We start from the raw sequence: 25128 nt of genomic DNA on the forward strand, positions 1-25128 counted from the left end.
GTCACACCGCCTTTTTTTGGATTAAGATTGAATAGCTTGTTACGCGCTTATTCCTCACATTGCAAACGCTCGATCTAATCGTGTGCGTTTTTTGGAGTTTTTCTAATTTTTGGATGAAATCAAAAAAACTTAAATCCGTATTGCTTTCTTTGATCGTTTGGTAGGTTAGGTATTGAAAAATTTCCATGGTGTTTTCCTTTTTCATAGTATCCCCTTTGTAAATTTAGCCCTTTCTTTGTCTTGTTTAGGGATAAAGTGGCTGTAAGTTTTATAGGTGGTGTTTAGATCCTTATGCCCTAGCGTTTTACTCACCCACATGGGTTCTTCGCCCTGGCTTAACATTAAGCTTGCAAAAGTGTGCCGTGTGGTGTATAGCTTTCGATCTTTCAAGTTCAAGTCTTTTAAAAGCGCTTTGAAATGCCTTTGAAAAATGCTTGATCGCTTGGGCGCGTCTATGAAAACGAATTTTTTATTTTCCGGTTCGCTTTCTTTTAGTTCTTTTAGGATTTTTTCCACGGGTTCTAATAGATCCACTTCCCTAATGCTTGGTTTGTTTTTTGGGCTTGTGATTTGCCCTAATTCGTTCAAGGATTTATTAATAGTGATCGTTTTGTCGTTAAAGTCAATGTCTTCCCATTGTAAAGCTAATTGCTCGCCTGTGCGCATGCCGGTAAAAAACGCTACCACTAAAAACGCTTTTAATCGTAAGCTTGGTGCATTTTCTATGAGGGTTTTAACCTCTTCTAAATTAAAAGGCTCGATCGCTTGGGCTTCTTGCGCGTTTTTGAGCGTGATCGCATAATAAGGATTTTGATGTAAAAACCGCTCGCTTTCACAAAACGCTAAAAAGCTTTTTAAGTTAGCGTTGAAGTTGTGGATCGTGTTCTTTTTATAGAGTTGTAGCGTGGCTTGGTGGTATTGTGTGATCTTTTCTTTGGTGATTTTTTTAAGCTTATCGCTTTCTTTCAAGCCCATTAAGCTAAAAACGCTATTAAAAACATTTTCTAAAGAGTTGATACTCGTTTGTTTTAGCCCTATTTTTAACGCTAGAAAACGATTTAACGCCTGGAGTATGGTAATCTTTGATTGAACTCTATGCGTTTGTTTTTCGGCGAATTTAACGCGCTTATTAGCGTCTTTTACCGCTTCTAAACGATGGATAAAAGCTAAAATCTCTTTTAGGCTTTTTTCTTTGAAATATTCTAAAGCCGTGTTTGCATCCATTTTTAAGCAATCCGTAGCCTTTCTTAAGCTTACCCTAAAGCGTTTATTCTTGCTGTCGTGGTAGTTTAGCTGGAGTGTATCTATACCCTTGTAGGTTCGTTTGAATAAGGTAAATGTGTTTTTCATAACAAGCTCCTTAAAGCGTAAGCTGTAGCTAAAATCACGCTAAACGCTACCAATAAAACCCATTCAAAACGATCCGCCCTTTTCCCTAAAGGCTTGTTAAGTTTTTTTAGGTTTTTGTTAGGCTTCATTTTTGCCCCCTTTTTGGTAATCTTTATGTTTTGCTAAGCCTGGTTTAAAAGCTTCATTGCTTGGTTCGGCTCTTAAGTTGGAGTTGTTGGCTTGATTGGTTTGTAGGCGTTTTAGCTCGCTTGCTTGTGAGTTGTCTCTAAATGCGGTTATTTGCCTCTCGCTAAAGGCTTTTTTAGTTGGATTTAAGCGCCCTTTTTTAGCGCATGCTGTGGCTTTAAGTTTAAGCGCGCTTTGTTGCGTGGGATCGCTTGCGTTGGCATTCTCGCCTGTTTGCGTTCGCTCTTGCGTGTGGGCTTTAGCGTTAGCGCTTGATTGGTTGGTTGCGTTCTTTGGCGCGCCCTTTTTTAGCGCATGTATCGCTTGCGTGATCGCTTGAAGCTGGTTAAAGCCTGTTGCTGTCTCGTGTTCTTGTCTCATATTTTGAGGCTCCTTTCGTATTTTAACGCCCTTTTTTTCGGCGTTTGGTTAGTTTAAAATGCGTTAGCTTTTAAAAATGTTGTTTTGATTGTGAGACAAAAAGATTAACCCCCCGCTTGGGTATTTGAAAGCCCAAAATCGTTCGGTTTTTTCAAATAAGCTCGCTTGTGTGGGCTCTTAAAAAAGATTTTTGCTTTTGTGGTTTTTAGTGTTTTTAGCGTGTAGTTTTGTTGGATGTGTGAAATAAGCTATAATAAGCCCATTTTGAATACGAAGGATTATTTTAATAAGGACAATCAATGAGAGATAGTTTTCTTTTCACTTCTGAATCAGTAACCGAGGGGCATCCTGATAAAATGGCTGATCAGATCAGCGATGCGGTTTTAGATTACATTATTGAGCGGGATAAAAAAGCCAAAGTCGCATGCGAGACTTTAGTTTCTAACGGGTTTTGCATGATCACTGGTGAGTTAAAAACTTCTGTTTATGCCCCTATGCAAGAGATTGCAAGAGAAGTGGTTAAAAAGATTGGTTATACAGACGCTCTTTATGGCTTTGATTATAGAAGCGCGGCGGTTTTAAATGGCATTGGCGAGCAAAGCCCCGATATTAATCAAGGCGTGGATAGAGAAGATGGCGAGATTGGGGCAGGGGATCAAGGGCTTATGTTTGGTTATGCGTGCAAGGAGACTGAAACGCTCATGCCCTTACCCATTCATTTAGCGCACCAGCTCACTTTCGCTCTGGCTCAAAAGAGAAAAGACAACACTCTGCCTTTTTTAAGGCCTGATGGCAAGTCTCAAGTGAGCGTGCGTTATGAAAACAACAAGCCTGTAAGCATTGATACGATTGTCATTTCCACCCAACATTCCCCAGAAGTTTCGCAAAAACATTTAAAAGAAGCCGTGATTGAAGAGATCGTGTATAAGGTTTTACCCAAAGAATATTTGCATGACAATATCAAGTTTTTTGTCAATCCTACAGGGAAATTCGTTATCGGTGGGCCGCAAGGCGATGCGGGTTTAACAGGCAGAAAAATCATCGTGGATACTTATGGGGGGAGTTGCCCGCATGGCGGGGGAGCGTTTAGCGGGAAAGACCCTAGTAAAGTGGATAGGAGCGCAGCTTATGCGGCCCGCTATGTGGCTAAAAATTTGGTAGCGAGTGGGGTTTGCGATAAAGCGACCGTGCAGCTTGCTTATGCGATCGGGGTGATAGAGCCGGTGTCTGTTTATGTGAATACGCATAACACGAGCAAGTATTCAAGCGCGGAGTTGGAAAAATGTGTGAAATCGGTTTTCAAACTCACGCCAAAAGGCATTATTGAAAGCTTGGATCTGTTAAGGCCCATTTATTCGCTCACTTCAGCTTATGGGCATTTTGGGCGAGAACTAGAGGAATTCACTTGGGAAAAAACCAACAAAGCCGAAGAGATTAAAGCGTTCTTTAAGCGTTAAAAAAATGTTTTAAGGGTAATATTTTAAAAAATTTTTGTATAATCAACAATTCACAAGGAGTTTAAATTGAAACAAAGAACGCTGTCTATTATTAAACCGGATGCACTTAAAAAAAAAGTGGTAGGCAAAATCATTGATCGCTTTGAGAGTAACGGCTTGGAAGTGATTGCGATGAAACGCTTGCATTTGAGCGTTAAAGACGCTGAAAATTTTTATGCGATCCACAGAGAGAGACCCTTTTTTAAAGATTTAATAGAATTTATGGTTAGTGGTCCGGTGGTGGTTATGGTTTTAGAGGGCCAAGATGCGGTGGCTAAAAACAGAGATCTTATGGGAGCGACTGATCCCAAACTCGCCCAAAAAGGCACTATCAGAGCGGATTTTGCTGAAAGCATTGACGCTAATGCGGTGCATGGGAGCGATAGTTTGGAAAACGCGCACAATGAAATCGCTTTCTTTTTTGCCGCTAGAGATCTTTAAGATTTAAGGGCGTTTTAAGTTAAGCATGCAATTTGAAATGCGTAAAATCGCTTTTAATGCGCCTAAAGCGTTTTCTTTAGAGCATGAGGGAGTGGTTTTAGAGGGCGAAGTTGTGCGAGTGGGGGCGAAATTGTTCCGCTTGAAAGCGCGCCTTAAGGGTGAATTGATGCTTGTTTGCGATACAAGCGGTAAAGAGTTTAAAAAAAGCCTTGATGAGTCGTTGGTTTTGCATATTTCAGACGGGTTGTGGGATACGCAAAGCCAAAGTTTGGATTTTGATAATTTAGATGTTATTGAATCTTTCAATGGTTTTATTGATTTGAGCGAAATTTTACGCTCTGAAGTGGAGTCTATTAGATTAGACTACCATTATGCAGATTGAAGTTAAGGAGAATTTATGGCAGTACCTGATAGAAGAGTGAGTAAGACAAGAGCGGCAAAAAGGCGCACGCATTATAGCGTTAAGTTGGCTAAGCCCATAAAAGCTAAAGATGGCACTTGGAAGCTTCCCCACCACATTAACAAATTTACTAAAGAATACTAATATAAAAGCTATCTTTAATGATAGAAAGTATTTTAAATGATTGCAACGGATTGCAACAAGCCTTTTAAGGACGCATGATGAAAATTGTAATAGACTTAATGGGGGCTGACCATGGGGTTTTACCCATTATTGAGGGAGTCTCAAGGGCTTTAGAAAATAAGAGTTTTAGTGCGGTTTTAGTGGGGGATAAAGACAAAGCAACCCCTTTTATTTCTAAAGAGTTAGCTAGCAAAGTGGAAATGATCCACACGCAAGATTATATTAAAATGGAAGAAGCCGCCACCGAGGCGATCAAGCGTAAGGAATCTTCCATTTACTTGGGTATGGATATTTTGAAAAATGGGGCTGACGCTTTGATTTCAGCGGGGCATAGCGGAGCGACTATGGGTTTAGCCACCTTGCGTTTAGGGCGTATCAAGGGGGTTGAAAGGCCTGCTATTTGCACTTTAATGCCAAGCGTTGGCAAACGCCCTAGCGTGCTATTAGATGCGGGAGCGAACACGGATTGCAAGCCTGAATATTTGATTGATTTTGCTCTTATGGGGTATGAATACGCTAAAAGCGTGTTGCATTATGATGGCCCTAAGGTGGGTCTTTTGAGTAATGGCGAAGAAGATATTAAAGGGAACATGCTCGTTAAAGAAACGCATAAAATGCTAAAAGCTTACGACTTCTTTTATGGCAATGTGGAGGGGAGCGATATTTTCAAAGGGGTTGTGGATGTGGTGGTTTGCGATGGCTTTATGGGGAATGTGGTCTTAAAGACGACAGAAGGGGTCGCTAGCGCAATAGGCTCTATTTTTAAAGATGAAATTAAAAGCTCTTTTAAATCTAAAATGGGGGCTTTGATGCTTAAGAATGCGTTTAATATTTTAAAACAAAAAACCGATTACGCTGAATATGGGGGAGCACCGCTTTTAGGCGTGAATAAAAGCGTGATCATTAGCCATGGCAAGAGCAACGCTAGAGCGATTGAATGCGCGATTTATCAGGCTATTAGCGCTGTTGAAAGTCAGGTTTGTTTGAGGATCACTAAGGCGTTTGAGAGCTTGAAGCCTAGCGTTTCTGTGCCTCAAAGTGATCAGCAAGACGCTTAAAGATGACTATGTTAAGGGGATTGAATGGAATTTTACGCCTCTCTTAAATCCATTGCGATGCATGTTCCAAGCGAGCGTGTGAAAAATGCAGAGTTCCAGCAATTTTTGGATACCAGCGATGAGTGGATAGAAAAAAGGACCGGTATCAAAGAACGCCGTTTCGCTAACGATGAAGAAAAAAGCAGCGATTTAGGGGTAATAGCGGCTAAACAAGCCATAGAGAGAGCGCATTTAACCCCAAAAGACATTGATTTGGTGGTTGTAGCGACTTTAAGCCCTGATTTTTTAGCCATGCCTTCAACCGCTTGCGTGTTGAGCGCGAAATTAGGCATTGAAAACAAGCCGGCGTTTGATATTTCAGCCGCTTGCACGGGTTTTATTTATTTATTATCGGTGGCTAAGGCTTATGTTGAGAGTGGGATGTGCGAAAATGTGCTGATTGTGGGGGCGGAAAAAACGAGCAGCGTGTTAGATTTTAAAGATAGGGGGACTTGTATTTTATTTGGCGATGGGGCTGGGGCGTGCGTGATAGGCAGAACCAAGCGTTTAAAAGAGAGCGTTTTAGATGTGCAAATTTCAGCGAACGGGAATTTTTCTAATTATCTCTATACGCCAAGGACTCTAAAACCCACGCCCTTTAACGCTAAAGAAGAAGCTTTAGAGCCTTTTTTGCGCATGAAAGGCAATGAAGTGTTTAAACTAGCGGTAAAAACGCTTTTAAAAGATGTGGAAATGATCTTAGAAAAAAACGCTCTCAAACCTGAAGATGTGCGCTTGTTTATCCCGCATCAAGCTAATTTTAGGATCATTCAAGCGGTGCGAGAGCATTTGGATTTTAAAGATGAGCAAGTGGTTTTAACCGTGCATAAATACGGCAACACTTCAGCAGCCAGTATCCCTATGGCCATGTGTGAAGCTTATGAAGAGGGGCGTTTGAAAAAGGGCGATTTAATGCTTTTAGACGCTTTTGGTGGGGGATTGACTTGGGGTTCAGCGTTGGTGTATTTTGGAGGAAGTTAAGAAAAGATTGAAGGAATATTTTGATGAAAAAGGTTGTTTTTTTATTGTTAGTCATGCTAGGGGGTTTAGAAGCGCAAAGTACTTATTGTAGTGATCATTGTGAAGGCACGCCAGATAGCCGTATCCCTCCTATGGAGTTTCATTTTAGTTTTGTGCATTCGGTGAAATATTACTTGCAAGATCCGCAAGAGCGCGATCACAAGCTTAAAAAATGCCACAAAGCCTTTGATTCGACTCTTAAGGTTAATTTTATTACGAAGTCTTTTAAAAAGGATTGCAAGCATGCACAAATGGCTTTAGAGCAAGCTCAAAAAGGGACTCCATAAAAGGGGTTTCTTTAAGGATTTTATTTCTTATAGCAGAAATTATTTTTAAAGTAAAAGACGAATAATGTTTAAAGGCATTCTAGTCTTTTTAATACCTATTGTTATTATTGGGTTAGTATTAACAGCTATTAGAGCTACCATAATGGCATTTAAGGGCGAGATACTGACGATGAAGTTGAGAGTGATGGGTTTTTTAGTAGAATATGGGATAAATTCGTTGAATATCTCGGCTCTATTCTAGTTGCTATAATAATGTTTTTTCCTTATATAATTGGTCCAATTATTGTCATAATATTTATACTTATCTGAGTTAGGTTATATAAGCTTCTTTAACTTTATAAGATAAATAACTGACTATTATAATAGTCGGTTATACTCATCCTTTTGTTATTTTTTATATTTTTTTGAACCCAATTCTTCCAATGATTAGTAGCGTCTCAACCAAAAACTCAACCAACAACCCATTGAGAACCCAATATAGAAATTAATATTTTTTAGTCTGTTTTTTAAAAAAGGGGGCTTTGGTTGCTTGGTTTGATAGCAAAACTCTTAAGGGGATAGGAGGATATTTTGTGCTTTAATACCCCTTTAACCCCCCAACTAAATCCCCCCTAACCCTCTAAGACCGCATTACAAGAAGCTATCCGTTTGCTACGAAAACTTTTATATTAAAAAATGTTTTTAGCATTTTTAAATTTTATCCCCAACACCCCATTAGAACAAAAACCAAATTTCTATTTGGAAAATTTATGGTAATACTCGCCCTTGTCCGTGATGATTTTAACTTCTAACAATTGGTTAGGTTTGCAATCTAAGCGGTAAAATATCTGTTGTGAATACTTTAATTCATGATCAAAGAGTTTTTCTTTTTTAAACTTATCGCCCAATTTGGGTTCTACTTTTTTAGTCGCTTCGCATGAATTTCCCCTATTGACAATAAGATTTTTAATCACCACCGGTTCATCGTTCATAGAAGTGATGCTTAAAAGACTAGAATCCGTCATTTTCCCCATGAGTTTCCCCCCAGTCGCGCGATAATCCAGCTTGAAATCCAAATCCTTTGCCCCCACATAAACACCGCTTATCATCAGCAAGCTCAAACACATTTTTTTAAACATCAAAATCCTTTCAATAATAGTATTTGTGGGGTATTATAATCAAATTTGATATATTCTTTTTTAATCGTTTGTTGCGTTTAGTTTTTGATCAAGTTTGTAGCCCATGCAACCCATTTGAATAATTTTAAAAAATTTCTTTTTGTTTGTTTTTCTACCGCATCTTCTCCGCCATACAAAAGCCTTGTTTTGAACGCCATGCTCAATTCCATTCGCTTATTTCCAGCGTATTTTTTTCTATCGTTTGTGCTGAAACAATCTTCAATTTGCTTGAAACGCCTGTTGCAATCTGAGAGTTGTAGGATTGTGATGGGATTACCCAAATCTTCATTAGCCCTTTTAAATCGTTCGCTCGTTGCTTGTTGGTTAAAAACGCATTTTCTGTCATCGTCTGTCAAAACAATAGGGTGATTGTCTAACTCGCAGAGTTTTTGAATGGTTTCTTTCATCTTGTTTGGATTGTTTTTAAGCCCTGAAATGGGTAAGAAAGTGAAAGGAATGGGGTTGTCTTTGTATTCTTTGTAACGCAAATACAATTTAAAAGCGCTCAAATAACAATAATCCGTGATGCCTTCTACAAAGATGATTCGGTGTTTTTGGGGGTTATGAAAAACATGCTGACCCACCCCTAAAGAGCGTTTGATTTTATCCAAAGCGTCGGAGTCTTTGCCTGCATTATTTAAGGGATAGTTAAAGTGATTCTTAATCGCAGAACCTTCTGTTTCTTTTTCCACAATCCTTATTTCATCTAAATGATCCGTATCCACTAAAAAGGGGTCATGGGTGGCTAAAACAAAAGTAACATGATTTTTATGAGCGTATTCTTTTAAAAATTTCCTAAACTCCTTTCTGGCTGGCACGCTCAAATGAGTGGCTGGCTCGTCCATGACATAGATAATATTCTTGTTAAGGCTAAAATGTGATCCCACATTATAAAGAAAACCAAACATGAAATTAAACGCCCATTGGAAGCCTGTGCTTTGCTGGCTTAAGATGATTGGCTCATTTTGATTATCAGATTTTCTGCAATCATGAATTTCAAGTTTTATTTCATATGCCGTAGATTCCTTTGAATAATCATAAAATTTATTGTTGTGCCGGACACGAATTTTTAATTGGTAACTATCTTGGGGACTATCTTCAGCGATCGCTAAAAGCTTGTTAAATTCTTTTGTGATTAAAGAATTTATTTTTAATTGCATGTTGTATTCCAAGATTTCTGCAATATTTTCTAATATTTCTGTAAAATTTACTTTAAATAAAAGGTGGCTTGTGTCTTTTTTAAAAAATTCAAATTGACATACATTGTTATTGCATTCGCCTTTTACTTCAGTTGAAAGATATTTTGATTGTTTGATCTCTTTTTGATCTCTTTCTTGTAAGTATTTTTCAGGGATATTGAACGATTTTTCAGAATCATAAATTTCTAAATCATTATTCTTATCAAACATTATTATTTGTAACGCTTGACCATCTTTTAAAATGCTCCCAAAAAAATTCCAAATTGCATTAGGGTGAAAGTCCATTTTCCTAAATAATGAATTTCTAAAGAACCAATCCGATTGGTTAAATTCAGAAGGGGAAGAATAACCAAAGAGAGTGAATAATGCAGTCTTAAGGTCATTATCTGTGATTTTTGGCTCTTTGTATTCTTTCATGATTGGCACGAATTTTTCAAATTGATGAGATAAACCATTATTTAGATGAAAGTTAAACGCTGTATAGGGGTTACACTCTCGGCAATATTCTGCGAACTCAGAAACATTTTTGCTTTGTTTGAATTTTTCCTTGTTTGCTTCAAATTTATCCTTGATTTCACCAATATTTTTAGGGAACAAATAAATGCCACTCTCATTGTCTAAAGTTTTTATGTCTTCCCACAGAAATTTTCTTGCTGATTTCAAAAGATCATCGTATTGGTATCGCCTAATTTTTGAATTTGATAACAATTCCATTTTTTCCAAATAAAACTGACACATCATGGATTTAATATCTTTAGACTCGTCGCTAACAACATGGCTTGCTATATATTTTTCGCATATTTGTTGGATATTATCCAACAAAACATCATAATTAAACTTTAGCGTTTTTTGATTTTTGCAGTCATTTTCAATTTCTTTTATCCATGATTCTTTTTTTAGTTTAAAACCCTCTCTGATTTCATCAAGGTTTTTTAAAGAATTTTTAATTCTCTTTTTAAGGCTGATTATATTTGATTGGAATGTTCTAAATTGCCGTTTAAAATTTTCATTGATAGGGTATTTTTCATCTATCTCTTTAATAATATCATTCACTTCAATAATATCATTCACTTCAGTTTTTAGTGTGAATTTTGTATTAAAGTCGGTAGTCTTAAAAATTTCATCTAAACTTTTTAGCTTTTTTAAGATGCCTTCATTTTGTGGTTTGATTTCACCTTCACTAAATCCTTTAAAATGAGCATAAATTTTTGCTAATTGATTTTGTTTGTGTTGCCCCATGACGAAAAATTCATCTGTGTTGTATTTTTTATTAGGCGTATTGCACTTTATGATTTCTTTAATGCACTGACAAAAATTTTTAACCAATTGATTGTTGCCACTTAAATGTTTGATTAATTTTTTGAAAAGCAGATTATTGGTTGCGTTGGCATATTCAGTTACAAGCTCGCTCAATTTTAATTTATCTTTATAAAAATCTAAAAATGATTCTAATAAATTGTAAGAAGCTATAAGATTTATAAAATCACTCACAAAAGTGCAAATATTTGAATAGTCGTCATTGTTAATGGGAATAGAAACGAAGTTACTGCATTGTTCCCCTAAAGCTTCTACATGTTTTTCAAAAGGATAGCTGATTAGCGTTTTTGATAATTCCTTTAATCCCTTATTAACTTCCTTAGATTGGATTCTCAAATCCACGCAAGAAAAATCTGTGATTTTGTGATCAAGGATTGTTTCTTCTTCTAAACTTAAAAGGGTGTCTTTTTCATGGTCTTTGAAATAATCTTCCTCCCCACAAAGTTTAATATCCGTATCATTAAAGATTTTCAAAGCTTCTAAAACATTGCTTTTACCGACATTATTTTCCCCCACTAAAACCACCAACCCTCCATGTTTTTCATCAAAACTTGAATTTAAAAGCAATTTGGTAGGCGAGTTTTTACCCAAATTCCTAAAATGGTGCAATTTCAAAACACGCTTATGAAGTTTCATGCCTTATCCCTTATCTTTTTTTAAAAACTCAATTTATAATGCAAAATTAAACAAAACATGCTATAAAGAAAATCCAAATACTATCATTTTAAGGATTAAAATGCTCACCCAAGAAGACGTCTTAAACGCGTTAAAAACGATCATCTACCCTAATTTTGAAAAGGATATTGTCAGCTTTGGTTTTGTTAAAAACATCACCTTGCATGACGATCAATTAGGGCTTTTAATAGAAATCCCCTCAAGCTCTGAAGAAACGAACGCGATTTTAAGGGAAAATATCTCCAAAGCGATGCAAGAAAAAGGCGTGAAAGCTTTGAATTTGGATATTAAAACCCCGCCTAAACCGCAAGCCCCAAAGCCCACCACTAAAAATCTGGCTAAAAACATCAAGCATGTGGTCATGATAAGCTCAGGTAAGGGCGGTGTGGGTAAAAGCACCACCAGCGTGAATTTAAGCATCGCTTTAGCGAATTTAAACCAAAAAGTGGGGTTATTGGACGCTGATGTGTATGGCCCTAATATCCCTAGAATGATGGGTTTGCAAAACGCTGATGTGATCATGGATCCTAGCGGTAAAAAACTCATTCCTTTAAAGGCTTTTGGCGTTTCTGTGATGAGCATGGGGCTTTTGTATGATGAAGGGCAGAGTCTCATTTGGAGAGGGCCCATGCTCATGCGAGCGATTGAGCAGATGTTAAGCGATATTATTTGGGGGGATTTAGATGTTTTGGTGGTGGATATGCCCCCAGGAACAGGCGATGCGCAGCTCACGCTAGCCCAAGCCGTGCCTTTGAGTGCAGGAATCACCGTTACCACGCCTCAAATCGTGAGTTTAGATGACGCTAAACGGAGTTTGGACATGTTTAAGAAACTACACATTCCTATTGCAGGGATTGTAGAAAATATGGGGAGTTTTGTGTGCGAACATTGCAAGAAAGAGAGCGAGATTTTTGGCTCAAATTCCATGAGTGGATTATTAGAGGCTTATCACACGCAGATTTTAGCCAAGCTCCCTTTAGAGCCTAAAGTGCGTTTAGGGGGGGATAAGGGCGAACCGATTGTGATTTCTCATCCCACTAGCGTAAGTGCTAAGATTTTTGAAAAAATGGCAAAGGATTTGAGCGCTTTTTTAGATAAGGTGGAAAGGGAAAAACTAGCCGATAATAAGGACATCCAGCCCACGCAAACGCATGCTTGTTCGCATTAGTTTTGAAAGACCGCTTTTTTAAGAAAATACCGCTTGACTTAGCGTCAAGCCCTTTTGTGTTAAATTTTAAAAAATACTTTTAGCATTTTTTTAACCAATCGCTTCACTTTTTGTTTGGCTTTAAAAAGCAAAAATTCTATAAGGAGTTTAGAAGAAAGCCTGGGCAGAAGAAATTCAAAAGAATGCCGTTTGCCTGAAAAAGACAGGATTTTATTAAGAGCGTGGATTTCTTTATCCCTGTTTTGAAGGGATTCAAAGAGGTGATCCAAAAAAGGAGCGTTAAAATAGGCGTCTTTAAACGGCGTTTGAATCAACGCTTCATGCCATTTTTTCGCGCCAATGACGCTGAAGAGCTTCCAGGGTTTATCGCCCCAAAAATGCAGCATGCGCGCTTCTTCAATGCTGGGGAATGAGGGCGTATCAAGGAAACTAGGGTGGGCATTGTATGAATAAGGCAATTCTAAAATCCTACCACGGCACACAAAACACAGAGCATCTTGATCGGTAAATAAAAGTTTTTCATTTTTCAAAAGGAAAAATCCAATCAATTGGTTTTCAAGATTTTCTTTACGCCATGATTTTAAATTTAAGGCTAAAAACCCGGCGTTAAAGTAGTTGTCAAAAAGGATTTGAGCTTCTTTTAAATTAGGGAAAGCGTCAGCGACACCAATGGTTTTTGCACGCATTTGGCGTAATTCGTATAAATCCTTAGCCGAATTCCTGTTCATAGCGATCAAATCTTTTTCTCTCGCAGCCCCAAAATAATGATCATCAAGGGGGATAAAAAAGCTCTCGCTAATATCGCCCACAAACAAAGTATCCACATCAAACATGATCATCTTTTCGTATTGGGGGAAAAGAGAAGCGAAAAAGAAACGGCACATGATCATTTTAGAAAAGCGTTTTTGCGAAAAAGAATTGAGTTTTAAATACAATTTTTTAATTTCATTAGCTATTAAAGGATCAAGCTTATCATAATTATGGCGTGGTTCTAATTCTTTATCAGTAATATCCAAAAACTCTATGCTAGAAAAAGCGCTAAAAGGAGCGATCGTTTCTTCTAATTTGGCTATATTCTCTGGGCTTAAACCCTCCACCAAACAATGGATTTTATAAAAGAGTTTTACTCTCTCTCTCTCTCGTTTGGCGTTTGCTAGCATGGAAAATAAGCTCACGCTAGCAGGGATACAATAATTGTTATCAAAAGTCACGACAATAGGGACAATCTCTTGCATGCACAATCCTTAAATCTTTAAATTGAATCCGCTTTTTGTAAAAAGGGGGGTTTGTGATTTTATCGTTTTTTTTTTTTTTCAAAACTATAATGAGAGAGCGGCTTGCGAGTTTGTTTCATGGCATAATATCAGAATTCAATAAAAAAGGTGTTTGATAAAAGGGTGCTTAATCAAAAAGTTTGGCTAGGGTTTTTAGCTTTGAATGGGGTTTTTCTCAACGCTTTTGAGTATCAAATCAGCGCGAGAGTGGGATCATTTTCGCGCATCGCTTTCAACCAGTCGGTTATCAATTCAAAAAAAGGGATTTATCCTACAGGGAGTTATGTAACCACTACTGGGGCTTTACAAGTTGATTCTAGTTTGCTCCCTAAAGGGATTGAAAACCACAAACTGGGTTTTGGGGTGGGGGGCGAAATAGGATCGTTAGCTTATGATTCCACGAAGTTTTTGATTGATGAAGCCAACCCTAAGGCGGGGTTTCAGCCGGCGAACTGGTATTACATGGGGCGATGGGAGGGCTATTTGATGCAACACAGCCAAAATTGGACCAGAGAGCAAAAGGCGCAAAACGCCAGGCCTTATGTGTTATACAATTTGTATTTAGATTATCAATATAAGGATATTTTTGGGATTAAATTAGGGCATTACCCCTCTAAAGCTTTGTTTTTGAGCGGGTTTAATCAAGGGTTTGAGCTTTTTTACCGGTGGAAAAAGTTTAGGATAGAGTGGTTTAGCACCTTTGGAAGGGCTTTAGCTAATGAGCAATCCATTAGAGATTTTTACGCTCCTGTCAATTACAAGCAAAAAACCAACTACGGCATGCACAATTTAAACCTCATTTACGAAAATAAATACATTAGGGTCGTGCCTTTTATTTGGTTTTACCCTAAGAATTTTAACGCTCCTGGATTTGAAATCACCCATGATACAAAGTCTTATTGGAAATCTGGTTGGCGCATCCAAACGACTTTTTACGCATGGTTCCCCCTTTATAGCGATTATTTGTCTAAAGATTATTACAGAGCTTCGTTAATAGGGAAAAAAAGCGCGAGTTTGTTTGTGTTTCAAAGGGTGCATTTTCGATCTTATCGTTTTGGCTGGAGCGTGTATAAGAATTTTGGGAACGGGAGCGCTCAATTAGGTTGGAACGGCTCACCAGTGGATCCTTTTTATGACACTAAAGATGACACCCCTTATGAAGACGCTTATTCCAATTTTTACAACGCTAATTCCATGACCATTAACGCTTTTATAGGGAAGAGTATTAAGAATCTTTTGGTGCAATTGTATGGGAAATTGACCTATTCCCCAAGGGCTGATTCGCAAAGCTTAGGGGTTACTTTTAAATACAACCTTAAAAAACATATCTATTTAATGCTAATGTTTAATGGCTATCAAATCACGATGCATAAGGGTTATAAGGTAGGGTTTTTTACAAGCGGTTATAACCCTGATTTCGCTCAAACCATTCAAGATAGAAGCTATTTTATGAGCTCTATGAGTTATCGTTTTTAAAAAATTAAACATTCTTTCATGTTATTTTTTAAGCCTTAGCATACCCCTTTTAAGCGCGCTTTTATTGTATAATCTTAAAAATTTTATTAAAGGAAAAGATCAATGTCTAATCAAGAATACACCTTCCAAACTGAAATCAACCAGCTTTTGGATTTGATGATCCACTCTTTGTATTCTAATAAAGAGATTTTTTTAAGGGAGTTGATTTCTAACGCGAGCGACGCTTTGGACAAGCTGAATTATTTAATGCTAACCGATGAAAAACTAAAAGGGCTGAATATCACGCCTGGCATTCATTTGAGTTTTGATAGCCAGAAAAAAACCTTAACGATTAAAGATAATGGTATAGGCATGGATAAAAACGATCTCATCGAGCATTTAGGCACGATCGCTAAATCAGGCACGAAGAGTTTTTTAAGCGCTTTGAGTGGGGATAAGAAAAAAGATAGCGCACTGATTGGCCAATTTGGCGTGGGCTTTTATTCAGCGTTTATGGTAGCGAGTAAGATTGTCGTTCAAACCAAAAAGGTAAATAGTAATCAAGCTTATGCATGGGTGAGCGATGGTAAGGGCAAGTTTGAAATCAGCGAATGCGTCAAAGAGGAGCAAGGCACAGAAATCACCCTCTTTTTAAAAGATGAAGATTCTCATTTTGCGAGCCGTTGGGAGATTGATAGCGTTGTTAAAAAGTATTCTGAGCATATCCCTTTCCCTATTTTTTTAACTTACACCGATACGAAATACGAGGGCGAAGGGGACAATCAAAAAGAAATTAAAGAAGAAAAATGCGATCAGATCAATCAAGCGAGCGCTTTATGGAAAATGAATAAGAGCGAGTTAAAAGAAAAGGATTACAAAGACTTTTACCAATCGTTTGCGCATGATAACAGCGAGCCTTTAAGCTATATCCACAATAAAGTGGAAGGCTCTTTAGAATACACGACGCTTTTTTATATCCCTAGCAAAGCGCCCTTTGATTTGTTTAGGGTGGATTATAAAAGCGGGGTCAAGCTCTATGTTAAACGGGTGTTTATCACTGATGATGACAAAGAATTACTGCCGTCTTATTTGAGGTTTGTTAAAGGCGTGATTGACAGCGAAGATTTACCCTTGAACGTGAGCCGTGAAATCTTACAGCAGAATAAGATTTTAGCCAATATCCGTTCGGCTTCAGTGAAAAAGATTTTAAGCGAAATTGAAAGGCTGAGCAAGGATAACAAGAATTACCATAAATTCTATGAGCCTTTTGGGAAAGTGTTAAAAGAAGGCTTGTATGGGGATTTTGAAAACAAAGAAAAACTTTTAGAATTGTTGAGATTTTATTCCAAAAACAAAGGAGAATTGATTTCTTTAAAAGAATACAAAGAAAATTTAAAAGAAAATCAAAAAAGCATTTACTACCTTTTAGGCGAAAATTTAGATTTACTGAAAGCGTCCCCCATTTTAGAAAAATACGCTCAAAAAGGCTATGATGTTTTGTTATTGAGCGATGAAATTGATGCGTTTGTGATGCCAAGCGTGAATGAATACGATAAAACGCCTTTTAGAGACGCTAGCCATAGCGAGAGCTTGAAAGAGCTTGGTTTGGCAGAAATCCATGATGAGGTAAAAGATCAGTTTAAAGATTTAATCAAAGCGTTTGAAGAAAATCTTAAAGATGAGATTAAGGGCGTAGAGCTTTCTGGTCATCTCACTTCAGCGGTGGCTTTAATAGGCGATGAACCAAATGCGATGATGGCTAATTGGATGCGTCAAATGGGGCAAAGCGTGCCTGAAAGCAAGAAAACTTTAGAATTAAACCCTAACCATGCGATTTTGCAAAAACTCTTAAAATGCGAAGATAAAGAGCAGTTGAGCGCTTTTATCTGGTTGCTTTATGATGGGGCGAAGCTTTTAGAAAAAGGGGCTTTAAAAGACGCTAAAAGTTTTAACGAGCGTTTAAATAGCGTGTTATTGAAGGCGTTGTAGGGGTTAAAAAGCGGTCTTTGGGGGATTTAGTTGGGGTTGTAGGGGAAAATTATTTCAAAATACCCCTATTCTCTTAAGAGTTTAAAACCAAGTAACTAAAACCCTATTTTTTTAAAATATAAAAAGCGTAAAAGTTAGCTAAACGCAGCGTTTAGCTTAACTTCATTGAAATTAAAGTTCTATTTTTAATTCCTTAAGAGCGTCGCATGCTTCTTTAACGCTTGATTTGCAGCCTTTTTTAAAGTTTTCTACCGCTTGCTTTTCGTCCTTTGCTGTACCTTGGGCGTTGTATTGCATAACCCCTAAATTATAACACCCCCTACCATCTTTTAATTCGCATGCTTTAGAATAACGAACGATAGCCTCCTTAAAATTCTTTGCCACACCATACATGTATCCTGCATTAATACACCCGGGGCTGTCTTTTAAATCGCAAGCTTTTTCATACAAATCAAGAGCCTTTCTTAAATCCTTAGGCGTGCCTACGCCATAATGGTGTAGGCTTCCTAATACCGTACACCCTTCAGCATGGTTCAATTCACAAGATTTAGAGTAATATTGTGAGGCTTTTTTGGCGTCTTTAGAAACGCCTTGTCCGTTATAGTATAAATTTCCTAGTAGGCGACACCCATAACCATCATTTAATTCACAACCTTTAGTGTAAAATTGAATGGCTTTTTTCAAGTCTTTTCCCACTCCTTTCCCTTCTTCATAAAACGCCCCTAAAAAAACACACCCAAAACCTTCTTTTAACTCACACGCTTTTTCAAAATGCGCTTTAGCTTGAGTGAAATCTTGTTTCTTCACGCTTTCTATACCTAAATTAACAAGTTCTTTAGCGTCTGGCTCTGCCATTAACCATCTCAAACACAACGCACCCAAACACAAGACCCCAAAAAGGGTTTTTTTAACACTCCCTAGCATGTATATCTCTTATTAAAAAAATGTAATCCTTTATAATTATAATCAAATATTGACGATTAAAGCCTTATTGAATACCCTTTTATTGATGAAATAAAGAAAATGATTGAGAATTGCTTCTCTTTTAAGCACGTTCCAACGCTTGAGCTGGATTGCCATGCGATAGGGGATACTAGTGAGAAGCTGTATTAAAAGAGTTTGTTTTAAAAAGCTGATTGAGCCACCACTCCTTTAAGAAGTGGCTTGGTAAGACTTTAAAGTAATCTAAAAAACATGGAGAATATTGCTATAGCAAGTTTTGGTTATTTTGTCAAGCATTGTCCCACTCTTATAACAAGGTTGCAACAAATGGGTTGCAAGCGCACTTAAAGCTTGAGCTGGTATCGGCTAAAAAGGCGTTGGCGTTAAAAACAAAAACCCACTTAAAACGATTACTTTATTTCATTTATTTTTCGATCAAGCCCTCCAAAACCCCCAAAAACACTTTTTCTAAAAGCTCTAGTTCCTTCAAGCTCACCCTTTCATCAATGGCGTGGATCCTGTCGTTAATAACGCCAAACTCCACCACTTCTATGCCATGAGTGCTAAAAAATCGCGCATCGCTCGTGCCGCCTTTGGTGTTTAAAAGGGGAGTGGTGTGGCATGTTTTTAAAATATTTTCTTGTAAAACGCTGGTAAGCTTTGAATGGGAAGCCGTGATGAAGGGCGAACTGCTTGATTCTAATTCTAAAGTATAAGGCAAATCTTTCAAAACTTTTTCTAAATATTCTTTCAAACTCTCTTGGGTGGTTTTTAAAGAATGGCGCGCATTAAAGGTAATTTCTACGCTCGCTGGAGTCACATTATTAGCCCCTAACCCTGCATGCAAGTTGGTGATGACTAATTTTGAAGGGTCAAAACACTCATCGCCATTGTCTAAATGAACTCCTGAAATTAAGGGCAAAACCGAAGCGAGCGTATCAATAGGGTTTTGGCATTTTTGCGGGTAAGCCACATGCCCTTGAACGCCTTTTAAAATGAGTCTGCCATTAATAGAGCCTCTTCGGCCAATTTTGATGCTATCGCCTAAGACTTTTTCGCAAGTGGGTTCAGCCACAATCGCCATATGGGGCAGCAAATCCTTTTCTTTGAGTTTTTCTAGCATAAGCCTAGTGCCAAAAATCCCCGGCCCTTCTTCATCGCTCGTGAGTAAAACAGAAAGCATGAAAGGGGTTTTAGGGTTAAATTGTAAGCTTGCGCTCAAAAACGCCCCCACGCCCCCTTTCATGTCTTGCGCCCCACGGCCGTATAAAAACCCTTCTTTAATGATGGGCTTAAAGGGATCGCTTTGCCAGTTGTTCCCAGGAGGCACGACATCAATATGCCCTGCAAAGCAAAAATGCAAGGGTTTGGTATTCTCTTTTGCATGCTTTTCTTTTGCATTCTCTTTGGGGGGGTTAAAAATGCGGTATAAAAAAAGGTTTTTCACGCCATTTTCCCCACACTCTAGAGCTTTAAAAGTAGGAAAAAGCGATTTAATGTATTCAAAAATACCGCATTCTTTGGGCGTGATGGTGGGGTAGCTGATGAGCTTTTGGGTGATTTCTAAAGCGTTCATTAAAAATCCTTTAAGAGTTTTTTCGCAAATGGATGTATAAATGCAAAACATCTAAATTCGCCGGGGTGATCCCGCTGATTTCTGAGGCTTCAAAAAGGCTTTTGGGGCGGAATTTTTCTAACTTTTCTACCGCTTCTAGGCTTAAGCCTGGAATGCCTTTAAACACAAAACCTTTAGGGATAGAAACTTTGAGCATGCTATCCATTTTAGCGATATTTTCGTGTTGCTTTTCAATATAAATATTATATTTGCATTCAATTTTAATTTGCTCTAAAACCCGCTCATTCAAAGGCGTTAAAAAGCTGAAAAAGGAGCGCATTTTTTCTAGATTAAAACTATCGCGCGCTAACAAACTAACGCCATCAACCTTGTCATTGATAGGGTTTTCGTCTAATGCATTCAAGCGTTTTAACACTTCTTTACTGGGGGTAAGGACGCATTCTTTAAGGCGTTTGAGATTGTCTTGTATTTCTTGTTGGTCTTTTTTCAATCCCTTATAAAAATCCTCTTCCATAAGCCCTAAACGATAGGCATGTTCGCCTAATCTAAAAAGCGTGTTGTCCTCTCTTAAAAGCAAGCGGTATTCGGCTCGGCTGGTAAACATTCTGTAAGGTTCATTCGTGCCTTTAGTCACCAAATCATCAATCAAAACGCCGATATAAGCTTCATTGCGCTTTAAAATAAAGGGGTCTTGATTCTTTAAAGCTAATACCGCATTAATCCCAGCCATAAGCCCTTGAGCCGCCGCTTCTTCATAGCCGGTAGTCCCATTGATTTGCCCGGCCAAATAAAGCCCTTTGATTTTTTTGGTTTCTAAAGTGTGGGTTAGTTCCGTAGGCTGGATAAAATCATACTCTATCGCATAGCCATAGCGCGTGATGAGCGCGTTTTCTAAGCCTTTGATAGAATGAATGACCTTTTCTTGCACATCTAGGGGCAAAGAGGTGCTTAAGCCGTTGATATAATATTCGCTTTTATGGATGGTTTGAGGCTCTAAAAACAGCTGGTGGCGTTCTTTTTCACTGAAGCGGTTGATTTTATCTTCAATGCTAGGGCAATACCTTGGGCCTATGCCTTCAATTTGACCGCTAAATAGGGGGGCTCGGTGGAAATTATCCCTAATGATTTGATGGGTAATAGGGTTGGTGTAAGTGATGAAACATGAGAGTTGGGTGGGGTTAAAATCTTTGGTTTTATAGCTAAAATAGGGAGGGTTTGTGTCCCCAAAATGCTCTTCTAAGCCTTCAAAATCAATGCTATTGCCTGCCACTCTTGGGCAAGTGCCGGTTTTTAACCTTTCTGCCTTAAAGCCAAGCTCCCTTAAATTCAAGGCTAAAGAATTAGAAGCGTTTTCCCCAAAGCGCCCGTTTTGGTTTTGGTGCTCGCCAATATGCACCACCCCTTTTAAAAAAGTGCCTGTGGTGATGATCACTTTTTTAGCCTTATAAGTGTTATTAATGTTCGTGGTTACGCCCACTACCTCATCGTTTTCAAGGATTAAACTTTCGGTCATTTCTTGAGAGACGCTCAAATTAGGGGTGTTTAAGACAAGATTCCTTGCAAAAATGCGGTAAGTATCCATATCAATTTGCGCTCTAGTCCCCCTAACCGCCGGCCCTTTAGAAGCGTTTAGCACACGGTATTGCAAACCGCTATGATCCGTAATAATCCCCATAGCCCCCCCTAACACATCCACTTCTTTAGTCAAATGCCCTTTACCCAAGCCTCCAATAGCTGGATTACAGCTCGCTAAACCGATCGTGTCTATGAGCATGGTGATTAAATGCACTCTAGCCCCCATTTTGGCTGCAATCAAGCTCGCTTCAATGCCTGCATGCCCCCCACCAATCACTAAAATATCACTTTCTTTTACCACTTCTTTTCCTGTTTTGATATGATTTTTCTAAAATCTTAGTTTTGAAAAAGTTTTATTGTAGCATGGAGGTTAGTAATTTTAAAGGGTAAAACAACATGGAAAATCATTCGCATGCCAATACGCATACAGATACGCGCGCCGATGATAAAAACACTAAAATCGTGCGCTTGTTGGGGTTAATAGGGGGGGCGTTGATCGCGCTTATTATCTATTATGCGCTTAATTCTCAACTGCCTCATATTGTAGAAGAAATCCCCAAGCTTAATTCCTTAAATTATAAGGCGATGCCTGTTGTGGCTGGGGTGGCTGTTTTAATGGGGATATGGTGGATGACTGAAGCCATTGACCTGCCCGCAACCGCGCTTTTACCTTTAGTGCTTTTTAGCGTCTTTAGCGTGGATCAATTCGCTAGCGTTAGCTCTTCTTACGCATCGCCGATTATCTTTCTTTTTATGGGAGGGTTTATTTTAGCTTTAAGCATGCAAAAATGGAACTTGCACACGCGCATCGCTTTAAGCATTATTTTATTAGTAGGCACAAGCCCTAGGAGGTTGATTTTAGGTTTCATGATAGCTACAGGCTTTCTGTCTATGTGGGTGAGCAATACCGCAACGGCGGTGATGATGCTCCCTATTGGCATGAGCGTTTTGCAATTAGTCGCTAAACTTGTGGGCAAAGAAAACGCCTCTAATTCATGGCATCAAAAAGAAGAAATCACCAAAGTGCATGGGGGTATTATGGGCAATATCGTGCATAAGGGAAAAGACATTTCTCAAGTCATTCAAGAAAAGACCATCATTTATCGCACGAATTTCAGTATTTGCTTGATGCTTGGCATCGCTTATGCGGCTTCTATTGGTTCTTTAGGCACTCTTATTGGCACGCCGCCTAACGCTTTATTAGCCGGCTATATGAAAACCGCTTTCAATATTGAAATTGATTTCGCTCAGTGGATGGTGTTTGGGACGCCGTTAGCCTTCATCATGCTCATTTTATCGTGGCTCTTGCTCACTTATGTGATTTTCCCTTTAAAGATTAAAGAAATCCCAGGGGGTAAGGAAGTCATTAGGGTAGAGTTAAAAAAAATAGGCCACTTGAGTTGGGCGGAAATCTCTGTGGGCGTTATTTTTATTCTGGCGTCTTTAGGGTGGATTTTTTTAGATACGATTTTAAAATCTTGGGGCATTAAGATAGATAAAATTGATTCAGTGATTGCGATGGGGGTTTCTGCGCTCTTATTCATTTTGCCTGCTAACCATCAGGGCGATAGGCTCATTGATTGGGGTGTTGCTAAAAAACTCCCTTGGGATGTGTTGCTTTTATTTGGCGGCGGGTTAGCCTTGAGCGCGCAATTTTCTAAAACCGGGTTGAGTTTGTGGATCGGGCATTTAGTTTCTGGCTTTTCGCATTTACCGATTTTATTCATTATTTTCATGGTCACTTTAATGGTCATTTTCTTAACCGAAATCACTTCTAACACCGCCACCGCTGCGGCGTTTTTACCGGTGATTGGAGGGGTTGCGATGGGCATGGGTTATGAAAACCATCAGAGCTTGTTATTGACCATTCCTGTAGCCTTGAGCGCGACTTGCGCGTTCATGCTCCCTGTAGCCACCCCACCCAATGCGATAGCTTATGGCTCTGGGTATGTTAAAATAACGGACATGATTAAAGCCGGTTTGTGGCTTAATCTGGTAGGAGTTGTTTTGATTAGCGCGTTTAGCTATTTTTTAGTTTCGCTGGTATTTAATTGATTAAGGAAAAAAGTGAAAGAAGAGTTATTTAAAGAAAAATCTCGTTACATTACAGGGTTTGTTTTAATCATTGTGGCAGGCTTGATTTTGTATGCGGACAATTTGTTGTTGTTTTGGGCGGTTTTAGGGGGGATTTATGTGGTAGGGTTTTCTGAAGCGTTAAGACTGTTTCAAGTTAAAGCGAGCTTTAGCCTGTATCTTGTTTTAGTGTTGTCATGGGTAGCGGCGTATTTTAATGGGCATCCTGTAGAATGCGCTCTTATCAGCGCGATGGTCATGGCTAGCGTCATCGCTTATCAAAAAGCACACCACAGCGAAGCCATTTTACCCTTTTTATACCCGGGCGTTGGGTTTTTTGCACTTTTTGGGATTTATAAGGATTTTGGCACAGTGGCGATCATTTGGCTTTTAGTGGTGGTGGTCGCAAGCGATGTGGGGGCGTTTTTTGGAGGCAAGCTTTTGGGCAAAACCCCTTTCACAGCCACTTCACCGAATAAAACCTTAGAGGGCGCGTTGATTGGCGTTGTTTTGGCGAGCGTTTTGGGATCGTTTGTGGGCATGGGGAAATTGAGCGGAGGCTTTCTTATGGCGCTTTTATTCAGTTTCTTAATCGCGCTTATGGCGGTGTTTGGGGATTTGTATGAAAGCTATTTGAAAAGAAAAGTCGGGATCAAGGATAGCGGTAAGATTTTACCCGGGCATGGGGGCGTTTTAGACCGATTGGATTCCATGCTTTTTGGGGCTTTAAGCTTGCATGCGTTGTTGTATTTTTTGGAAATTTGGAAAGAGACGGCGGTGTTTTTAGGGGATTGAATGGTTGTTTTAGGAAGCACCGGCTCTATTGGGAAAAACGCCCTTAAAATCGCAAAAAAATTTGGCGTAAAAATAGAAGCCTTAAGCTGTGGGAAAAATATCGCTTTAATCAATGAGCAAATCCAAATTTTCAAGCCCAAGAAAGTGGCGATTTTAGATCCTAGCGATTTGAATGGTTTAGAGCCTTTGGGCGCAAAAGTGTTTGTGGGGTTAGACGGCATTGATGCGATGATAGAAGAGTGCGTTTCCAATTTAGTCCTTAACGCCATTGTGGGCGTAGCCGGATTGAAAGCGAGCTTTAAAAGCTTACAAAGGAACAAAAAACTAGCTCTAGCGAATAAAGAAAGTTTAGTGAGTGCGGGGCATTTATTAGACATTTCACAAATCACGCCCATTGATAGCGAGCATTTTGGTTTGTGGGCGTTGTTGCAAAACAAGACTTTAAAGCCTAAATCTTTAATCATTAGCGCGAGTGGGGGGGCTTTTAGGGACACGCCTTTAGAACTTATCGCTATTCAAAACGCGCAAAGCGCGCTCAAGCACCCTAATTGGAGCATGGGGGATAAAATCACCATTGATTCAGCGAGCATGGTCAATAAGCTTTTTGAAATTTTAGAAACCTACTGGCTTTTTGGCGCGTCTTTAAAGATTGACGCGCTGATTGAAAGAAGCTCTATCGTGCATGCTTTGGTGGAGTTTGAAGACAACTCTGTCATTGCGCATTTAGCGAGTGCGGACATGCAATTACCCATAAGCTACGCCATTAACCCCAAATTCGCTTCGTTGAACGCTTCCATTAAGCCCTTAGATTTATACGCTTTAAGCGCGATTAAATTCGAACCCATTAGCGTGGAGCGCTACACTTTGTGGCGTTATAAAGATTTGTTGTTGGAAAACCCAAAGCTTGGCGTGGTGCTGAATGCGAGCAATGAAGTGGCGATGAAGAAGTTTTTGAATCAAGAAATCGCTTTTGGAGGCCTTATTCAAATCATCTCTCAAGCCTTAGAATCATACGCTAAAACGCCTTTCAAGCTCTCTAGTTTAGATGAAGTGCTAGAATTAGACAAAGAAGTTAGGGAGCGTTTGGCTTGAAGTATAGTAGAAGTGTAGTAT

The 25128-nt window shown here is 38.8% G+C and carries 22 protein-coding genes and 1 pseudogene; 13 read left to right on the forward strand and 10 right to left on the reverse strand.

The features are described 5' to 3' along the window. Position 1: 1 nt before the first annotated feature. Genes H7O61_RS05055 through H7O61_RS05065 form a run of 4 tightly spaced genes read right to left on the reverse strand, consistent with a single transcriptional unit; the run spans position 2 to position 1896 of the window. Positions 2-205, reverse strand: a complete 204-nt coding sequence (locus H7O61_RS05055; RefSeq protein ID WP_187875324.1) for a hypothetical protein — start codon at positions 203-205, stop codon at positions 2-4. After that, the gene (locus H7O61_RS05060) at positions 202-1350 is read right to left on the reverse strand and encodes a tyrosine-type recombinase/integrase (RefSeq protein WP_187875325.1); all 1149 of its coding nucleotides are present in this window, start codon (positions 1348-1350) and stop codon (positions 202-204) included. Before H7O61_RS05060 ends, H7O61_RS05055 begins: the two co-directional genes overlap by 4 nt. Then, complete coding sequence (locus H7O61_RS07975; RefSeq protein ID WP_269434249.1) at positions 1347-1478, reverse strand: hypothetical protein; 132 nt, start codon at positions 1476-1478, stop codon at positions 1347-1349. The genes H7O61_RS05060 and H7O61_RS07975 overlap by 4 nt, the downstream gene beginning before the upstream one ends. Further along, positions 1468-1896 (reverse strand): hypothetical protein, encoded by a 429-nt coding sequence (locus H7O61_RS05065; RefSeq protein ID WP_001929257.1) that lies wholly within the window; start codon positions 1894-1896, stop codon positions 1468-1470. The genes H7O61_RS07975 and H7O61_RS05065 overlap by 11 nt, the downstream gene beginning before the upstream one ends. Before the next feature lie 299 nt (positions 1897-2195). On the opposite strand from H7O61_RS05065, the gene metK reads away from it, so the two are divergent. The 7 genes from metK (at position 2196) to H7O61_RS05100 (ending at position 6820) form a co-directional block, all read left to right on the forward strand. Beyond that, positions 2196-3353, forward strand: a complete 1158-nt coding sequence (metK, locus tag H7O61_RS05070; protein WP_187875326.1) for a methionine adenosyltransferase — start codon at positions 2196-2198, stop codon at positions 3351-3353. A gap of 66 nt (positions 3354-3419) precedes the next feature. Beyond that, complete coding sequence (gene ndk, locus H7O61_RS05075) at positions 3420-3833, forward strand: nucleoside-diphosphate kinase (RefSeq protein ID WP_015087508.1); 414 nt, start codon at positions 3420-3422, stop codon at positions 3831-3833. 25 nt (positions 3834-3858) lie between these two features. Further along, entirely contained in the window at positions 3859-4215 is a 357-nt protein-coding gene (locus H7O61_RS05080; protein WP_001159199.1) for a DUF177 domain-containing protein, read from the forward strand. 15 nt (positions 4216-4230) lie between these two features. Next, on the forward strand, positions 4231-4377 hold the full coding sequence (gene rpmF / locus H7O61_RS05085; protein WP_000290428.1) for a 50S ribosomal protein L32: 147 nt from the start codon (positions 4231-4233) through the stop codon (positions 4375-4377). Between the two features lie 77 nt (positions 4378-4454). Next, a complete protein-coding gene (gene plsX, locus H7O61_RS05090; protein WP_187875344.1) occupies positions 4455-5474 on the forward strand; it encodes a phosphate acyltransferase PlsX in 1020 nt (339 codons plus the stop codon). Between the two features lie 24 nt (positions 5475-5498). Continuing rightward, positions 5499-6494, forward strand: a complete 996-nt coding sequence (gene fabH / locus H7O61_RS05095; RefSeq protein ID WP_187842217.1) for a ketoacyl-ACP synthase III — start codon at positions 5499-5501, stop codon at positions 6492-6494. A 23-nt stretch (positions 6495-6517) separates the two neighbouring features. Continuing rightward, the gene (locus H7O61_RS05100; protein ID WP_187875327.1) at positions 6518-6820 is read left to right on the forward strand and encodes a hypothetical protein; all 303 of its coding nucleotides are present in this window, start codon (positions 6518-6520) and stop codon (positions 6818-6820) included. Between the two features lie 734 nt (positions 6821-7554). On the opposite strand, the gene H7O61_RS05105 is transcribed toward H7O61_RS05100, so the two are convergent. Further along, positions 7555-7938, reverse strand: a complete 384-nt coding sequence (locus H7O61_RS05105; protein WP_078215429.1) for a hypothetical protein — start codon at positions 7936-7938, stop codon at positions 7555-7557. A gap of 77 nt (positions 7939-8015) precedes the next feature. After that, complete coding sequence (locus H7O61_RS05110; protein WP_187875328.1) at positions 8016-11129, reverse strand: AAA family ATPase; 3114 nt, start codon at positions 11127-11129, stop codon at positions 8016-8018. On the opposite strand from H7O61_RS05110, the pseudogene H7O61_RS05115 reads away from it, so the two are divergent. Further along, positions 11118-12336: pseudogene (locus H7O61_RS05115) on the forward strand (Mrp/NBP35 family ATP-binding protein). The gene H7O61_RS05110 and the pseudogene H7O61_RS05115 overlap by 12 nt on opposite strands. Positions 12337-12395: 59 nt before the next feature. Here the strand turns inward: H7O61_RS05115 and H7O61_RS05120 are convergent. Beyond that, on the reverse strand, positions 12396-13571 hold the full coding sequence (locus H7O61_RS05120) for a glycosyltransferase family 8 protein (protein WP_187875330.1): 1176 nt from the start codon (positions 13569-13571) through the stop codon (positions 12396-12398). A gap of 162 nt (positions 13572-13733) precedes the next feature. Between H7O61_RS05120 and hofA the strand changes: the two genes are divergently transcribed. Together hofA and htpG are read left to right on the forward strand one after the other, a co-directional pair. Continuing rightward, positions 13734-15086 carry an outer membrane beta-barrel protein HofA gene (hofA, locus tag H7O61_RS05125; RefSeq protein ID WP_187875331.1) on the forward strand — a complete coding sequence of 451 codons (1353 nt, stop codon included), beginning with the start codon at positions 13734-13736 and terminating at the stop codon, positions 15084-15086. 102 nt (positions 15087-15188) lie between these two features. After that, on the forward strand, positions 15189-17054 hold the full coding sequence (gene htpG / locus H7O61_RS05130; protein ID WP_187875332.1) for a molecular chaperone HtpG: 1866 nt from the start codon (positions 15189-15191) through the stop codon (positions 17052-17054). Between the two features lie 171 nt (positions 17055-17225). Here the strand turns inward: htpG and hcpA are convergent, their stop codons facing one another. From hcpA to mnmG, 3 genes are all read right to left on the reverse strand, one after another. Next, entirely contained in the window at positions 17226-17978 is a 753-nt protein-coding gene (gene hcpA, locus H7O61_RS05135) for a Sel1-like repeat protein HcpA (RefSeq protein WP_001929275.1), read from the reverse strand. 442 nt (positions 17979-18420) lie between these two features. Continuing rightward, positions 18421-19572: a succinyl-diaminopimelate desuccinylase gene (dapE, locus tag H7O61_RS05140; RefSeq protein ID WP_187875333.1), complete on the reverse strand. Its 1152-nt coding sequence runs from the start codon at positions 19570-19572 to the stop codon at positions 18421-18423. Positions 19573-19582: 10 nt separating this feature from the next. Next, positions 19583-21448 carry a tRNA uridine-5-carboxymethylaminomethyl(34) synthesis enzyme MnmG gene (gene mnmG, locus H7O61_RS05145; RefSeq protein ID WP_187875334.1) on the reverse strand — a complete coding sequence of 622 codons (1866 nt, stop codon included), beginning with the start codon at positions 21446-21448 and terminating at the stop codon, positions 19583-19585. 95 nt (positions 21449-21543) lie between these two features. Here mnmG and H7O61_RS05150 point away from each other — a divergent pair, with 95 nt between their 5' ends. From H7O61_RS05150 to dxr, 3 genes are read left to right on the forward strand one after another with little or no spacing between them, the layout of a single operon-like run. After that, positions 21544-23202: an SLC13 family permease gene (locus H7O61_RS05150; RefSeq protein ID WP_187875335.1), complete on the forward strand. Its 1659-nt coding sequence runs from the start codon at positions 21544-21546 to the stop codon at positions 23200-23202. A 12-nt stretch (positions 23203-23214) separates the two neighbouring features. Further along, positions 23215-24015 (forward strand): phosphatidate cytidylyltransferase, encoded by an 801-nt coding sequence (locus tag H7O61_RS05155; RefSeq protein ID WP_187875336.1) that lies wholly within the window; start codon positions 23215-23217, stop codon positions 24013-24015. Further along, positions 24016-25107: a 1-deoxy-D-xylulose-5-phosphate reductoisomerase gene (gene dxr, locus H7O61_RS05160; RefSeq protein WP_187875337.1), complete on the forward strand. Its 1092-nt coding sequence runs from the start codon at positions 24016-24018 to the stop codon at positions 25105-25107. It begins immediately after the preceding gene. Positions 25108-25128 lie beyond the last annotated feature (21 nt).

It is taken from the genome of Helicobacter pylori (assembly GCF_014496965.1).
GTDB lineage: Bacteria > Campylobacterota > Campylobacteria > Campylobacterales > Helicobacteraceae > Helicobacter > Helicobacter pylori_CZ.

Excerpts from the sequence above, each read along its gene's own strand:
- H7O61_RS05055 (WP_187875324.1), bottom strand. The coding sequence starts at position 205 with ATGAAAAAGGAAAACACCATGGAAATTTTTCAATACCTAACCTACCAA.
- H7O61_RS05060 (WP_187875325.1), bottom strand. The coding sequence starts at position 1,350 with ATGAAAAACACATTTACCTTATTCAAACGAACCTACAAGGGTATAGAT.
- H7O61_RS07975 (WP_269434249.1), bottom strand. The coding sequence starts at position 1,478 with ATGAAGCCTAACAAAAACCTAAAAAAACTTAACAAGCCTTTAGGGAAA.
- H7O61_RS05065 (WP_001929257.1), bottom strand. The coding sequence starts at position 1,896 with ATGAGACAAGAACACGAGACAGCAACAGGCTTTAACCAGCTTCAAGCG.
- metK (WP_187875326.1), top strand. The coding sequence starts at position 2,196 with ATGAGAGATAGTTTTCTTTTCACTTCTGAATCAGTAACCGAGGGGCAT.
- H7O61_RS05080 (WP_001159199.1), top strand. The coding sequence starts at position 3,859 with ATGCAATTTGAAATGCGTAAAATCGCTTTTAATGCGCCTAAAGCGTTT.
- rpmF (WP_000290428.1), top strand. The coding sequence starts at position 4,231 with ATGGCAGTACCTGATAGAAGAGTGAGTAAGACAAGAGCGGCAAAAAGG.
- plsX (WP_187875344.1), top strand. The coding sequence starts at position 4,455 with ATGAAAATTGTAATAGACTTAATGGGGGCTGACCATGGGGTTTTACCC.
- fabH (WP_187842217.1), top strand. The coding sequence starts at position 5,499 with ATGGAATTTTACGCCTCTCTTAAATCCATTGCGATGCATGTTCCAAGC.
- H7O61_RS05100 (WP_187875327.1), top strand. The coding sequence starts at position 6,518 with ATGAAAAAGGTTGTTTTTTTATTGTTAGTCATGCTAGGGGGTTTAGAA.
- H7O61_RS05105 (WP_078215429.1), bottom strand. The coding sequence starts at position 7,938 with ATGTTTAAAAAAATGTGTTTGAGCTTGCTGATGATAAGCGGTGTTTAT.
- H7O61_RS05110 (WP_187875328.1), bottom strand. The coding sequence starts at position 11,129 with ATGAAACTTCATAAGCGTGTTTTGAAATTGCACCATTTTAGGAATTTG.
- H7O61_RS05120 (WP_187875330.1), bottom strand. The coding sequence starts at position 13,571 with ATGCAAGAGATTGTCCCTATTGTCGTGACTTTTGATAACAATTATTGT.
- htpG (WP_187875332.1), top strand. The coding sequence starts at position 15,189 with ATGTCTAATCAAGAATACACCTTCCAAACTGAAATCAACCAGCTTTTG.
- hcpA (WP_001929275.1), bottom strand. The coding sequence starts at position 17,978 with ATGCTAGGGAGTGTTAAAAAAACCCTTTTTGGGGTCTTGTGTTTGGGT.
- dapE (WP_187875333.1), bottom strand. The coding sequence starts at position 19,572 with ATGAACGCTTTAGAAATCACCCAAAAGCTCATCAGCTACCCCACCATC.
- H7O61_RS05150 (WP_187875335.1), top strand. The coding sequence starts at position 21,544 with ATGGAAAATCATTCGCATGCCAATACGCATACAGATACGCGCGCCGAT.
- dxr (WP_187875337.1), top strand. The coding sequence starts at position 24,016 with ATGGTTGTTTTAGGAAGCACCGGCTCTATTGGGAAAAACGCCCTTAAA.